At 68.3% G+C, this 12753-nt stretch carries 11 protein-coding genes and 3 pseudogenes; 9 read left to right on the top strand and 5 right to left on the bottom strand.

Going from position 1 to position 12753, the window contains the following annotated elements:
• The first annotated feature begins 199 nt into the window (after window positions 1-199).
• Window positions 200-430, top strand: a complete 231-nt coding sequence (locus AS594_RS00905; protein ID WP_069925182.1) for a hypothetical protein — start codon at window positions 200-202, stop codon at window positions 428-430.
• A 66-nt stretch (window positions 431-496) separates the two neighbouring features.
• Here the strand turns inward: AS594_RS00905 and AS594_RS00900 are convergent, their stop codons facing one another.
• Window positions 497-1180 (bottom strand): relaxase domain-containing protein, encoded by a 684-nt coding sequence (locus tag AS594_RS00900; protein ID WP_069925181.1) that lies wholly within the window; start codon window positions 1178-1180, stop codon window positions 497-499.
• Between the two features lie 295 nt (window positions 1181-1475).
• On the opposite strand from AS594_RS00900, the pseudogene AS594_RS00895 reads away from it, so the two are divergent.
• Window positions 1476-2317: pseudogene (locus AS594_RS00895) on the top strand (IS5 family transposase).
• A gap of 65 nt (window positions 2318-2382) precedes the next feature.
• Here AS594_RS00895 and AS594_RS00890 read toward each other — a convergent pair.
• On the bottom strand, window positions 2383-3381 hold the full coding sequence (locus AS594_RS00890; RefSeq protein WP_141746902.1) for a hypothetical protein: 999 nt from the start codon (window positions 3379-3381) through the stop codon (window positions 2383-2385).
• Between the two features lie 383 nt (window positions 3382-3764).
• Between AS594_RS00890 and AS594_RS00885 the strand changes: the two genes are divergently transcribed.
• From AS594_RS00885 to AS594_RS00875, 3 genes and pseudogenes are all read left to right on the top strand, one after another.
• Complete coding sequence (locus AS594_RS00885; RefSeq protein ID WP_069925179.1) at window positions 3765-5114, top strand: endonuclease domain-containing protein; 1350 nt, start codon at window positions 3765-3767, stop codon at window positions 5112-5114.
• Window positions 5115-5443: 329 nt separating this feature from the next.
• Complete coding sequence (locus AS594_RS44350; RefSeq protein ID WP_167367959.1) at window positions 5444-5635, top strand: hypothetical protein; 192 nt, start codon at window positions 5444-5446, stop codon at window positions 5633-5635.
• A 61-nt stretch (window positions 5636-5696) separates the two neighbouring features.
• A pseudogene (locus AS594_RS00875) lies at window positions 5697-6053 on the top strand (helix-turn-helix domain-containing protein); the annotation flags it as partial.
• Window positions 6054-6144: 91 nt separating this feature from the next.
• On the opposite strand, the gene AS594_RS00870 reads toward AS594_RS00875, so the two are convergent.
• The 3 genes and pseudogenes from AS594_RS00870 to AS594_RS00860 all read right to left on the bottom strand — a co-directional run bounded on the left by AS594_RS00870 (window position 6145) and on the right by AS594_RS00860 (window position 9854).
• Window positions 6145-7497, bottom strand: coding sequence for an IS110 family RNA-guided transposase (locus AS594_RS00870; protein ID WP_069774610.1), 1353 nt, complete (start codon window positions 7495-7497; stop codon window positions 6145-6147).
• A 239-nt stretch (window positions 7498-7736) separates the two neighbouring features.
• Window positions 7737-8572, bottom strand: a pseudogene (locus AS594_RS00865) (transposase); the annotation flags it as partial.
• Window positions 8573-9104: 532 nt separating this feature from the next.
• Window positions 9105-9854, bottom strand: coding sequence for a TetR/AcrR family transcriptional regulator (locus AS594_RS00860; RefSeq protein ID WP_069925176.1), 750 nt, complete (start codon window positions 9852-9854; stop codon window positions 9105-9107).
• 131 nt (window positions 9855-9985) lie between these two features.
• Here AS594_RS00860 and AS594_RS00855 point away from each other — a divergent pair, with 131 nt between their 5' ends.
• From AS594_RS00855 to AS594_RS00840, 4 genes are all read left to right on the top strand, one after another.
• Window positions 9986-10945 (top strand): ABC transporter ATP-binding protein, encoded by a 960-nt coding sequence (locus tag AS594_RS00855; protein WP_069925175.1) that lies wholly within the window; start codon window positions 9986-9988, stop codon window positions 10943-10945.
• Complete coding sequence (locus AS594_RS00850; protein WP_069925174.1) at window positions 10938-11681, top strand: ABC transporter permease; 744 nt, start codon at window positions 10938-10940, stop codon at window positions 11679-11681. Before AS594_RS00855 ends, AS594_RS00850 begins: the two co-directional genes overlap by 8 nt.
• A 263-nt stretch (window positions 11682-11944) precedes the next feature.
• A complete protein-coding gene (locus tag AS594_RS00845) occupies window positions 11945-12271 on the top strand; it encodes a Tn3 family transposase (protein ID WP_079148379.1) in 327 nt (108 codons plus the stop codon).
• Window positions 12261-12671, top strand: a complete 411-nt coding sequence (locus AS594_RS00840; RefSeq protein ID WP_069925173.1) for a hypothetical protein — start codon at window positions 12261-12263, stop codon at window positions 12669-12671. The genes AS594_RS00845 and AS594_RS00840 overlap by 11 nt, the downstream gene beginning before the upstream one ends.
• Window positions 12672-12753: the final 82 nt, after the last annotated feature.

Raw genomic sequence — 12753 nt, 5'->3', positions numbered from 1 at the left:
ACACGACCGGTGCTTTCTTCAGAGCGAGGTCGTGCGGCGGTTGGGGACTGTGCCAGGAGACGGGCGACGGCCACGCCTTGAAGGGTGCTGGGCCGGCGCGTGGAGTCTGTTCGAGGCGGCGTGCCGGTTTTACGGGGAAGACCGGCCGGGTGAGCTGGTGCGGGCGGTGCGGCGGGCTCACGAGGAGTACACGCGGCCAGTGCACTACACGCAGACGGACGGGTTCCTGTCATTCATGTACGCCGAGCTGGTCCCGGGGCGGAGATCAGGGACGCTGATGCCGGGTGAGGTGCCGGTGGGGGTCGAGTGGGCCGCACGTTCATTTGACGCGGTGCGGGCCGGGCTGCGGGGTGAGGATTTCGGCCGCTGGGTCCGGGTGCGCGATGAGGCGCTGGCGGCGGTGGAGGAGGAGCCCGCAGTGCTGGCTTGACCAGGAGGCTGGCCATGGACCTCTGATGTCCCTCAAGTCATGCGTGGCCGGGAGTGCGAGGGGCGACTATGCCGGTATGACGAATCCCGGGTGGTCCAGCCAGCTGACAGTCTCCGACCGCGCCTGCACCAAAACTCCGAGAACAATGCGTCGGGTATCAGGGTCGCCGAGGGCGAACAGCAGCGACAGCTCCTGAGAGGCGAACGTCAGGTCGTAACCGGTACGCCCCCGGCGCTGCGGACCTGTACGTGCGGTCAGGTAGCGGCCGAGCTCGGCACCGTCGGCCGGAGCCCGGTGGTACTCGGCCGCGAAGGCAAGCGCGGCAGTACGGTGGCGCAACTGCCCGGTCTCCGCCTTCGTCAGCGGGCGGCACAACTGCTCGGCAGCCTCCTGCAGGACCTGCTCGATGCTCTGGTCCAGTGGTGAGCGTTCGGACAGCCGGGGCACGGCCGGCCCGAGCTTGGCCGCTTTCACAGCCTGCCTGAGCGAGGCGCCCAACGCCCAGCTCCCGGGCCGGGATCGCCTCCGCGTCCGGATGCATTTGCCGAGGCCGGACAGGGCACGCATCTGCGGTTCTGTGACCACGCCCTCGAGTCCCAGGGCCCGGGCGGCCAGTCCGTGCCAGATACCGTGCGGCACCCCCGGCACGGTGGAGGACACGGTCGGCTCACTGCCCTGAGCGCCGTCACCGGTCGCGATGATGCGCCGGTAGTAGTGGTAACCCTTGGCCGTGATCCCCTTCGCCGTCATCCCCACAGCGTCAGTCGACCCGACCGCGAGGGACCCTGTCCGTACGCGTCCCGGAACGTCCCAGGCCCCTGGAAAGAATCATCGGACGCGTCACGCCACAAGGGAAACACACGCCCTGCCCTGCTTTGAGAACTTTCGTCCTGTAGGCGGAGAATGACTTTCTCCGGAGCCGAGGCTCGGCCATCCGTCTCGTTCGCTTTTGTACTCGGAAGTCCGTCTGGTTTGAAGATGCCGTGGAATCGCCTGATGAACAGCGGAACCTAGCCCTCCGGCTCGCCTGTGATCACGCTACGTCGTGAGCGAGCGCAAGCCGTACCCCAGCGACCTGTCCGACGCCCGATGGGCCCTGATCGGGCCGACGCTGACGGCCTGGAGAAAGGCCCGGCTCGACCGCAGGCCAACGGGGCAGCCGGCCAAGGTCGATTTACGCGACGTCTTCAACGCGATCCTTTACGTAAACCGCACGGGAATCCCCTGGAAATACCTCCCGCACGACTTCCCGAACCACGGCACCGTCTATGCCTACTACGCCGCGTGGCGCGACGAAGGGATCTTTGCCCAGCTCAATTACGACCTGACGGGACTGGGCCGGGTGAAGGAGGGGCGCAAGTCCGAGCCGACCGCCTCCGTGATCGACACCCAGAGCGTGAAGACCTCCAGCAACGTGCCCCTGACCAGCCAGGGAACGGATGCGGCCAAGAAGATCGTCGGGAGGAAGCGCGGCATCCTCACCGACACGATCGGCCTCATCCTCGCCGTGACCGTCACCGCCGCCGGCCTCTCGGAGAACGCCCTGGGAATACGCCTTTTAGACCAGGCGAAGGAGAAGTACCCGACCATCTCTAAGAGCTGGGTCGATACCGGCTTCAAGAACGCCGTCGTCGAGCACGGCGCCCGCCTGGGAATCGATGTCGAAGTCGTCAACAGAGCCCCGGATACCCGTGGGTTTCACGTCGTGAAAAGGCGCTGGGTGGTCGAGCGGAGTATCGGTTGGATCATGATGCACCGCCGTCTCGCCCGCGACTATGAGACCCTCACCGCCAGCTCCGAAGCCATGATCCACATCGCTCCTCGATCGACAACCTTGCCAGACGCATAACGGACGAGACTACCCCTACCTGGCGAGGGACTTACTAGGGCATCAAGGGCAATCTGCCTACTTCAAACGCCCTCTGAGGACTGCTGTTGGTTTTAAGGGTGTGTCATGCGGCGGTGGTGTGGTGGGTTTGGGGGCTGGTTGGTGGTGGGGTGAGGAGTTGGCGGGCGCGTTGGGTGCTGAGGCCGAGGCGGTGGAAGCATTCGGGGCGGCTGAGGCCCAGGCGGGTGAGGAAGGCCAGTTCGTGCTGCAGAAGGGAAGAGTCCCAGCGTTGTGGAAATCCGGGCCTGCGGGTGCCGTTGGGAGTGGTGTCGAGGTTGTCGATGCTGTGTTCGTCCCAGGCGAGGGGAGGGTCCCAGGCTTTGGCTGCGGCGCGCCGCTGGGCGTGGGGGGAGGGGCCTTGTTGGTGGGAGAGCTGGGCCCAGGCGGTGAGGATGGCCCCTCGGACAGCGGGTGTGCTGGTGCGCGTCTTCGCGAATTCGGTAAGGGATTTTGCTGTGGTGGCGCCGGCTTGGGCTATGGCGTGGAGTGTCCAGCCTGCGGCGCACATGGCGCGCAGGCGTCGCAGGAGCCCGGTGTCCGTGACATGAGCGCGGTGTGGGAAGGCGGGCGGGGGCAGTTCGTGCACGGCAAGAACCCGTCGTGCGATGTCAGCGCTGATCCCCCGTCGTGCGTCACGTTGCTGATCGATCAGAGCGGAGGTGAGCGTGCTGGGATTGACTTTGGCGGTCTGCGCGATGAATGCCACGGAGGCCCGGTCGTAGCGCAGCTGCAGTGCCCGGATGTGGCTGACGACTTGGTGGGCATCGACGGTGTCGCTGCGGCGCGGAGTGGGTTCGGGCACAGGAGTGCGGTTGCCGAGGGCGAGCAGCCGGTCGGCGGCCGCTGCCTGGATTCTGCGGGGTCGGCCGGCGTCCACATCGTGGAGAGCGGCGGCGAGTGTCGTCAGCGATATGTCGGCCGCGCGGGCCAGAGCGGCTTGCGTCAGGTGGGGGTGCGTGGTCAGGAGTTCGCTTACGTGACGGCAGGCGGCTGTGGCGTCGGTGGAGCGTCCGCCGTAGCCACGGTCACGGTGCGGCAGGTCGTCCGGCACGACGGCCAGCAAGCGGACCGCTGTCGCCCTGTCGACAGTGCGTGCCCTGTCTGGCCGGCGCCGGGCGTCGGTCAAGATCGTTTTGAGGGTGGAAGGGGCAACACCGGCCCGCCTCGCGATGACTGTCACCGGCAGGTGGGGACGCTGGGCGATCAGGTGCTGGACGTGGTCCGCCACTGGGCGGGCGGCAACCCGGTCGATGTGCATGTGAACGTGGCCTGGGTCTCGAGGTTTTATGCTGTAGGAGAGATTGTAGAGCCGTCTCGCTGGCGGAGATTGGGGCCGAGCTGGAATGTGGCCTGCACGGTCGCGAGCCAACGCCGGCAGGCCGCCGCCGGTCTGATCGCCTCCGGCTGCACGATGAGCATCTCGGTGCGGCCGTTAGCCTGTTGGGTATGTCAGAGCGTGTCATCCCCGGCCATAGGGGCGGTCTGATCACTCTGGGTGCCGCGGACGCTCTGTGGGTGGAGTTGACGACTGGCAGTGCTGTGCCGACGGCTTTGGCGGCGTTCACCTGCTCTCCGGCCGGTGCCCAGCTGGGGTACGTCTTGCTCGGCGGACGTGTGGTGACGACGGTGAAGGCAATCGGCGGCCAGTGGAGTGTTCCGGAGAGTGAGGTGCGCCGAGCGGCAGCGGAACTGAACGCGGTCGAGATGGACCGCCAGGATTTGGTCCGCATCGGTCCCTTCCGTAGCGCGCCGAAGCAGGAGCACATGGAGGAAACGCCGCTGCACTGGCGCCGGCGCATCATGCGGGAACTGCAGGGCGACCCCGAGCGGGCGGCACGAGGTGAAGGCGGCCTGCCGGACTATGTGGCGGGGATCGACTGGCGGCGGATACTCGTGGAGGAAACCCGCGGCCAGGCGGCGCGGTCATGGTGGCTGCCGCGCGCCGTGGTCAGACTGCTGGACACCGCCGAGCACACCGAAAGGCAGTGGCTGCAGGCCGCGCAGACCCGCCAGCAAAGGGAAGCCGTCAGCGAGCCGCCCTCCCACCACCGGCAGGCCCGAGCCGCCGGCGGCCGGGAGACGATGAGCCCCGACTGCCCAACCGCCCCCCTGCGCCGCCCGTACAAGGGGGAGCTGCAAGGCCACCTGTACTCGGCGCTGCGCAGGAAGCCCGGCACCTCCCGCAAGGTGGCCGGGTGGACCTGCGCCATCTGCCGCACCGCACCCGCCGCGGTACTCGACCACTGCCACGAACACGGCTACGTCCGCGCCCCCGTGTGCCACTCCTGCAACACGCAAGAGCGTCCCGACCACCTGTACAGCAACGACATCCGCGTGGCCAACCACTACACACGCCTCTTCGACACCCACACCACCGACTGGCTCCGCCACTGGCACCGCTGCCCCGGCTGCCGCACCCGCACCACCCTGCCACTGCCCCACCTCGCAGCCTGGACCGCCCACACAGCCTGCCGACCACTGCGCCCCACCCACCACGACCCCCGCTCCTCCCGCGGACGCAAACCCTGCGGTGCGCTGCGCGTGTCCTGGACCGGCAGTCACAACGCGCCCGCCTCCTGCCTGCTCACTGTCGCCGTCGACTTCTGCCCCTCCGGCGAGCACCGTGTCCTGGCACAAGTCCCCTACCGCGAAGCCGCCGAGCGGTTCGGCACCTGGCTGACCGAGACCGCCCCTGCGGTGGCCGCCGCGGCCGGCCCCGACCGCCTCGACGGCCTCCCCACCCAATTCCGGCCCGTAATCGCCGACACCAGCGGTGAGGGTCTGGCGCTGTTCTGAGCGAACAGCGCCAGACCCGACACCAACGTCAACCGGCACCCGCCCGGCCTCGGTGGCGTCATCAAACGCGGCGCGGCTCTGTCCAGTAAACGGCTCTGGTACACAAACCGTGGTGACACAGCGTCATGTTAATTCCGGTGTCGCCTTGTCGGGACGTTTCCGCCCTCGCGGTCCACCGTCGTAGGCAGTCTGTCAGAGGTGTAGTCGTCTCGGATGCGGCTGATGCGCTGCATTAGCCGAGTCACTGAGACGCTGGTATGCCGATTCTGCAGCATCTCCACGGTCTGCTCGTACCACCACGCCCACAGCTGCCTCATGAAGGAGTCGGCATGCCCGTCAGGAAGCGCGGCCCTGAGCTTCACCCGCACCTGCGCGTCAAGATCGTCGATAGACGGCCTGCCGTCGATGACCCGCATCCGCTGCACGAAGACAGCGCGCTGCGCGGGCGGGAGCTTCAAGAACGCCACTCGTGCGTCCTCGGTCCCTTTGGCAGCCGACTCCTCAGCGGCGGTGGTTACTGACCTTGAAGCCCGTCTTGTCATAGGGGCTGACGGGCGGTGATCGTCGCGGTATGCCGGAGGTATGAGGTTTCCGCAGGGTGGGGGCCTGACCGCGGAGAGGCAAGCGTTCCGTGAGCGGGTCCGGATGGCAGCGGTCGGGATGTTCGCCGATGGGCGGGGCAGCACGGAGATCGCCAAGGAGTTACGGGTCAGCGTCCGTTCGGTTCAGCGGTGGCGCCGGGCCTGGCAGGAGGCAGGTCCGGACGGGGTTCGTTCCCGTGGTCCGGCTTCCCGGCCGAAGCTCAGCGATGCGCTGTTCGCTGTGCTCGAGGAGGAGTTGGCCAAAGGTCCGGTCGCTCACGGGTGGCCTGATCTGCGGTGGACGCTGGCCCGGATCAAGACCCTGATCGGGCGGCGGTTCCACAAGTCCATGACGCTGAAGCTGAACGGAAAATCCCCGTTTCTCCGGGCAGGCGGGAGCGCCGTACGGCGGAGCCGGACGGTTTCTCTGTGGGTGGGGGTGACTGAGGTCAGGCCACGATAGTGGGTGCGAGGGTGACGTGGTGGCCGAGGGCCTGGAGCTGGCGGACGAGGTCGCGGGTCTTGCGGGCGGGATTGAGATGGCGCTGGTGCCAGTCGGTGCCGAGTTCCTGGTATCGGGCGTCGGGGTCGTTGATCAGGTGCCAGGTGATGACGAGGATGGAGCGGGCGACGGCGACGAGGGCTTTGGCGTGGCCGCGGCGTTTGACGATTCTGCGGTAGCGAGCGCCGAGGAAGGTGTCGGTGCGGGCAGCGGCGTTGGCGGCTTCGCCGAGGGCGCCCTTGAGCCATGGGTTGCCCTTGCCCGCCGGGCCGGCGGTGTTCTTCGCTCCGGACTGAATCGTGCGGGGGCACAGCTTCGCCCACGAGACGAGGTGTTCGGGGGTGGGGAAGCGGCTCATGTCCAGGCCGATCTCGGCGAGGACGATCTGGGCGGTGGCGGGACCGATGCCGGGGACCGCATCGAGACGCTCGGCCAGTTCCTGCGCGGTCACACCGTCGCGGACAGACGGCCCGCCGGTGTCGTCCCCGTCCGACGGCCCGCCGGTGTCGTATGGAGCCGTGGTCTGTTTCATGAGGTCGGCGATCAGCCGGTCGAGTTCCTGGACCTGCGTGGTGAGGTGGTCGACGGTGCCCAGCAGCACGCCCAGCAGGCGGCCGTGATGTTCTTCGAACTGCCCGGTGAGTGCCTCGGCCAGGGCCGGCTTCTTCTTCACCAGGCTCCCTCTGGCGAGATCCGCCAAAGCTCGGGGGTTGCGTTCACCGGCGGCCAGGGCATCGAGCATGGCCCTGCCGGACAGACCGAAGAGGTCGGAGACAACGTCGGACAGCTTGATCTGCGCGTCCTGCAGGGCCTTGTCCACCCGGTGCTTGTGCCGGGTGCGTTCCTGGATGAACACTGTGCGGGTGCGGGTGAGGTCTCGTAGCTGCCGGACTGGCTTGGGCGGTACGAACGAAGCGCGGACCATGCCGCGTTCGGCGAGCTTGGCCAGCCAGACCGCGTCGAGCTTGTCGGTCTTCGGCCGGCCGGGGACGTTCTTCACATCACGTGCGTTGACCAGCCAGCATTCCAGGCCGCGGGCCTCCAGGAGGTAGAAGAAGGGCCGCCAGTAGCTGCCCGTCGCCTCCATCACCACCCGCTGGACCCCCTGGCAGACCAGCCGGTCGCCGAGTTCGAGGATCGCGTTCGTGGTGGACGCGACCGTCCAGACCTGCTGGACGCGCCGGCCTTCGATGGTGTCGTGCGGGATGCGCAGGCACACCATCCCGGTTGCCTTGGCGATGTCGATCGCCGCGACCCGGGCAACACTTCCGTCGTCGTGGTCGTCTTTGGACTCCTCCATCGTCTTCCTCCCCTTGGGCATTGGTGCGGGCGGGGGCTGCCCGGGGAGCCTGAGGGGAGACGGAGAAGCTGAACGGCGTGCTCGAGACGACAGTGTGCGGCCCCTCGGACGGCTCCCTCACCAGACTCCTATGCGGGCTCACAGCCCAGACATCGATCGGCGTCGGCGGACAGCCCCCGTACCGATTTTCACGCCCGCGAGGCGTCATCCGCAGGTGAACGGCTGACTCCTATAGATCGTCAAGCTGTAAGAGACGGCCCGGGTGCGCCGCTGAATGCGCTGGTGAGGTGGCGGTATACCTCTCGCGCGACGAAGCGCTTGAGGCATCTGAAGATGTCCTTCGTCTTGAGTCCTTCGAGGGTGCGTCGTGCGACGTAGTCGCGGGTGCGCGGGTCGTGGCGCATGCGGACCAGCACGATTGTGTGCAGTGCGCGGTTGGCCTGGCGGTCACCGCCACGGTTGAGTCGGTGGCGGTCGGTGCGCCCGGAAGAGACCGACACAGGTGCGGCTGTGCACAGATGGGCGAAGGATGCCTCCGAGGCGAGCCTGTCGGGGTTGTCGCCGGCGGTGACCAGCAGCTGCCCGGCGGTCTCGGTCCCGACACCCGGAAGTGCGAGCAGGCCGGGTGCGGTGCGAGTGATCAGGACGCGCAGGTCGGCGTCCGCGTCCGTTATCTCCTCGCTCAAGTGCCGGTAGCGCTTGGCCAGACGCTTAAGGGCGACTTTGACGGCTGTGGCCGGCTCTGCCAGATCGGTGCCCGGACGGCTGGCGGCCAGCCGCCGAACCAGCTCGGTGGTGGTCAGCGAGCGCAATGCTTCGCGTACCGCGGTGGGTGCGGTGATGATCAGTGATTTGATCTGGTTGATGGTCTGTGTGTGCGGGCCTTGACAGCACTGGCGCGTACCACGCGCAGTCCGCGGATTGCCTCGACCACACCGTCGCGGTGCTTCGGGATGCCCGTGGCGCGGCCGGAGAGTACAGCGGTGGCCGCGGCAAAGGCATCGATGGAGTCTGACTTCCCTGCCGCTCGGCGAGCTCGACGGTCGGGTCGGTCCACCTCGATGATGGCGATCTGGCAGCTCCAGCTTCAGCAGGTGATGGGCGACGGACTCCAGGCCGAGCGCGCAGGTGGGGGCGCAGGGAGCGTGGGCGAAGAACCGTAAGTCACTGCGGGAAGTCTTCGCGTACATCGGATGTCGGCACTCGTCGCAGGTCAGCGGGGCGGACGGCTGGGTCTTCCCCACCGCTTCCCAGCTGCGTCCGCACCCGAGATCGGGCAGGTGCGCGAAGACGGTTCCCCGCTCGGCGTGTACGGCCGTGAACGCCACGCTGGCCCCCTGCTGGTCGGCGAGGAGGCCAGTGTGGCGCGGGGCACTGACATTGATGCTGATACTCGGGTTCCGGCGGTCGTGACTCGGGCACTGACTGACGCCCTGCTGGGCTGTCTTCGCGTTGGTCTGTCCGCCCGGCCGGAGCTCGTTCTCATGGCTCCGGCCGGGCGGAACATGCGGTTTCTCGCGGTGAGGTTCCCCCGCATCTCGGGGGGAACCTCAGGCGACGTGCGGTGCGTCGGTCAGGGGGCGGATTGGTGATCCGGAAGAAACGCCCTAACCGCGCCGCGCGATCAGCGCCGCCACCCCGTCGAGCACGACCCCGAGTCCGAACTCGAAGTCCGCGTCCGGCTCGTCCGCCTGGTCCAGGGCATCGGATTCGAGGACGCGTGTGACGGCCGGGTGGCGTTCGGGGTCGGTAAGGGCGGCGAGGGTGTGCTGGTAGCGGCGCAGGACCTCGTCGGGGGAGTGGCCGCTCGCCGTGTACGCGGCATCCAGGTCGGACATCAGCGTCGCCTCGTTGCGCACATAGCCGCTGACCAGCATGATCACGCCGAGTTTCGTGCCCTCGTCGAGCCCGGTGCCGTCGAGGGTCTCGAGGCCGTACTCCATCCACGCCACCGACTTCGGGCTTGCGGGCGGCCCGGAGACAGGGATTCGCAGGAGCCATAGGTTCTCGTGGAAGAACGCGCGCTGCGCCCGCGCCCACCGGGTCAGCCCCGCGCGCCACCCGGCCCCGTCGGGCAGCGGTTCGGGGGGCGCGGGCGTGACCGCCTCTTGCATCAGGATGTAGAGCTCGTCCTTTGCGCCGACGTACCGGTAGAGCGACATCGGCGAGACGGCGAGCTCCTTGGCGACGCGCCCCATCGACACCGCCCCGATGCCCTCGGCGGCCGCGACGCCCACCGCCGCGGCCACGATGCGGTCCAGGCTGAGCCCCGGCTTCGGCCCTTTCGAGGGGCGGGCCCTGAGACCCCAGGCCGTCGCGAGGCTCGCGGGCAAGCCGGTGTTCTCGTCCGCCGCCATCCGCGTCGCCTCCCTCTGCGCCCCGGGACCGTTCCTCGGGCCTCCGGCTTGACGTACATCCTAGTTCTGCGTAACTCTTACACGATAACGCGTAAGGGTTACGCAGTAAGTAGTCATGGAGAGGCGAGGCCATGCCCGACGCACCCGCCATCGAGGCCACCGGCCTTCGCAAGACCTACGGAGAGGTCGAGGTCCTGCGCGGTCTCGACCTGGCGGTGCCCCGCGGCACCGTGCACGCCCTGCTCGGCCCGAACGGCGCGGGCAAGACCACCACCGTCCGCATCCTGGCCACGCTCACCGAGGCAGACGCGGGCACCGCCAGGGTCGCTGGGCACGACCTGCGCACCGAGCGGGCCCAGGCCCGCCGCGCGATCAGCCTCACCGGCCAGTTCGCGGCGCTCGACGAGATGCAGACCGGTGCGGAGAACCTGCGGATGATGGCCCGGCTCGCCCGCACCCACGGCGGTGCCCGCACCTCCCGCCCTGCCGCACGCACCCGGGCCGCCGAACTCCTCGACCGCTTCGACCTCGCCGACGCCGCCGACCGCCTGGTCAAGACGTACTCGGGAGGCATGCGACGGCGCCTCGACCTGGCCGCATCCCTGGTGGGCCAACCCGAAGTGATCTTCCTGGACGAGCCGACCGCGGGCCTCGACCCGCGCAGCCGCCAGGAGCTGTGGAGCGTGGTGCGCGAACTGTCGGCGCGGGGCACGACGGTCTTCCTGACCACCCAGTACCTGGAGGAAGCCGACCGGTTGGCAGACCGTATCGCCGTGCTCCACGGCGGCGAGCTGGTCGCCGAGGGCACCTCCGAGGAGCTGAAGCGGCGCGTCGCGGGCCAGCGCCTCGACGTCGTCCTGACCGACCCGGCCGCCTATCTGCGCCTGGTGTCACAGGCGGTGTACAGCGAGCCCGAGACCCGCACTCTGGGCTTCTTCACCGACGGCGGTGCGCCCCAGGTGCGGGCGCTGCTCGACGCGTTGGACCCCGACGGCACGGTCATCGAACGGTTCTCGCTGCACACGGCCACCCTCGACGACGTCTTCCTGACCCTCACGAAGCCCGCACACCAGGAGCCCAGCCATGTCTGACGCACTCATCATGACCGGCCGCTCCATCCGGCTCAGCCGCCGCAACGTCGACGCCCTGATGATGGCCATGGCGCTCCCGGTGATGCTGCTCCTGATCTTCGTGTACTTCTTCGGCGGAGCCATCAACACCGGTACGGAATACGTCACTTACGTCGTCCCCGGCGTCCTGCTGCTGTGCGCCGGCTTCGGTTCGGCCAGCACCGCCGTGGCCGTCGCCGAGGACCTCAAGGGCGGCATCATCGACCGCTTCCGGTCCCTCGACATCGGCGGCACCCCAATCCTGGCGGGCCACGTCCTCGCCTCCACGGCCCGGAACCTGATCGCCACCGCCCTGGTCTTCGCGCTCGCCTTCGCGATCGGCTTCCGCCCCTCGGCCAGCCCGGGCGGCTGGCTCGCCGCGATCGGCCTCCTGGTCGCCTACATCGCGGCGCTCTCCTGGCTGTCCGCCGCGGTGGGCCTGCTCGTCAAGTCCCCCGAGGCGGCCGGGGGTTTCACCTTCTTCGTGAGCTTCCTGCCCTACCCGAGCAGCGCCTTCGTTCCGACCGACACCATGCCGTCGTGGCTCCAGGGCTTCGCCGCCCACCAGCCCGTCACCCATGTCATCGAGGCGGTACGCGGACTGCTGCTCGGGCAGCCGGTGAGCTCGACGGGGTGGGTGGCGCTCGCCTGGTGCACGGGCATCCTGGCCGCCTCGGTGGCCGTTTCGGGAGCGCTGTTCAAGCGGCGTACGGCTTAGGTGTGTTGTCGGGATCGCCGACCCGGCGTCCTCAACGGCAACGGATGATGGCAATTGCTTCGCATATCCGGCAGCTCAGGGCCGCTGGCGTACGGTCGAGCGGACTCGGTGCAATGGCGAAGCAACTGGGTTGGCTGTCAAAGGACAGGTGCGGGGGCGGCGAGCAACCGCAGGGCCGTGCGGGACAGTTCCGTTGGCGCGGAACTTCTTGTCACAGCGTGTCCGAGGTAGGGACGAGCGCTGAACGCCAGCACGGTGGCTGACTGGTTCCCATCATTGCTCTGACCGGCCCGGACAAGGAGCACGCCGAGACGTCGATGCTCGCCCTGCACCTGCTCCAGTCCGCACTCGTGCACGTCAACACCCTGCTGGTGCAGCAGGTCCTGGCCGAACCGGCCTGGGCATCGAGGCTCAGTGTCGAGGACCGGCGCGGCCTGACCGCGCTGTTCTGGTCGAACATCAACCCCTATGGCACGTTCCGTCTGGACATGGACAAGCGGCTCGACCTGCTGTCCGCTCACGTGCCCCACCCTCGTACGCCCGTGAAAGCCGCCGACCAGAGCGCATCGGAGCCCCGCCATGTCCGCTGAACAGATCGGACGCTGGACCAGCGTCGCCGCTACCGATTTCACGCAGGACAGCGGACCGGGCGCCGCACTCGCGCTGGCATGCAGCATCCACGCCATGAACGAACTCTCCAAGAGTGTCGAGCCGTTGCCGCCCGTCGCACGGCTCATCGTTGCCCGCCCCGACGGCACCCCGCTCGGGGTCTTCTCCCTCGACGACCAGGACGCCGAGATCCTCATCAAACGCGTCCACGAGATGTCCGCCGACCCGCTACGGCCCTCTCTTCGCTACGGACCTGGAAGAGCTGACGCGCAGGTACCACGGCGACCGAAGTTGACGCTGCGCCCTGAACCCCGGTCTCTCTACCCGGCCGCGCAGATGACCGAGTCGATCGGCGAACGACCGCGGCGGTACGAGGGGTAGCGCCGAGGTACGTCCGAAGTTGCCAGTACTTGATCTTGGCCGGTGTGGTGCTCGGTCCGCTCAACGCGGGCTGACAACTGCG

The sequence above is a fragment of the Streptomyces agglomeratus genome, assembly GCF_001746415.1.
GTDB lineage: Bacteria > Actinomycetota > Actinomycetes > Streptomycetales > Streptomycetaceae > Streptomyces > Streptomyces agglomeratus.
Note: the sequence above shows the minus strand (reverse complement) of the source record. Positions and strands in the feature narration are given on the sequence as shown.

What these genes read in the sequence shown, in the direction of transcription:
- AS594_RS00855 (WP_069925175.1), top strand. Translation starts at nt 9,986, where the DNA reads ATGCCCGACGCACCCGCCATCGAGGCCACCGGCCTTCGCAAGACCTAC.
- AS594_RS00850 (WP_069925174.1), top strand. Translation starts at nt 10,938, where the DNA reads ATGTCTGACGCACTCATCATGACCGGCCGCTCCATCCGGCTCAGCCGC.
- AS594_RS00840 (WP_069925173.1), top strand. Translation starts at nt 12,261, where the DNA reads ATGTCCGCTGAACAGATCGGACGCTGGACCAGCGTCGCCGCTACCGAT.
- AS594_RS00900 (WP_069925181.1), bottom strand. Translation starts at nt 1,180, where the DNA reads ATGACGGCGAAGGGGATCACGGCCAAGGGTTACCACTACTACCGGCGC.
- AS594_RS00860 (WP_069925176.1), bottom strand. Translation starts at nt 9,854, where the DNA reads ATGGCGGCGGACGAGAACACCGGCTTGCCCGCGAGCCTCGCGACGGCC.
- AS594_RS00885 (WP_069925179.1), top strand. Translation starts at nt 3,765, where the DNA reads ATGTCAGAGCGTGTCATCCCCGGCCATAGGGGCGGTCTGATCACTCTG.
- AS594_RS00870 (WP_069774610.1), bottom strand. Translation starts at nt 7,497, where the DNA reads ATGGAGGAGTCCAAAGACGACCACGACGACGGAAGTGTTGCCCGGGTC.
- AS594_RS44350 (WP_167367959.1), top strand. Translation starts at nt 5,444, where the DNA reads ATGCCCGTCAGGAAGCGCGGCCCTGAGCTTCACCCGCACCTGCGCGTC.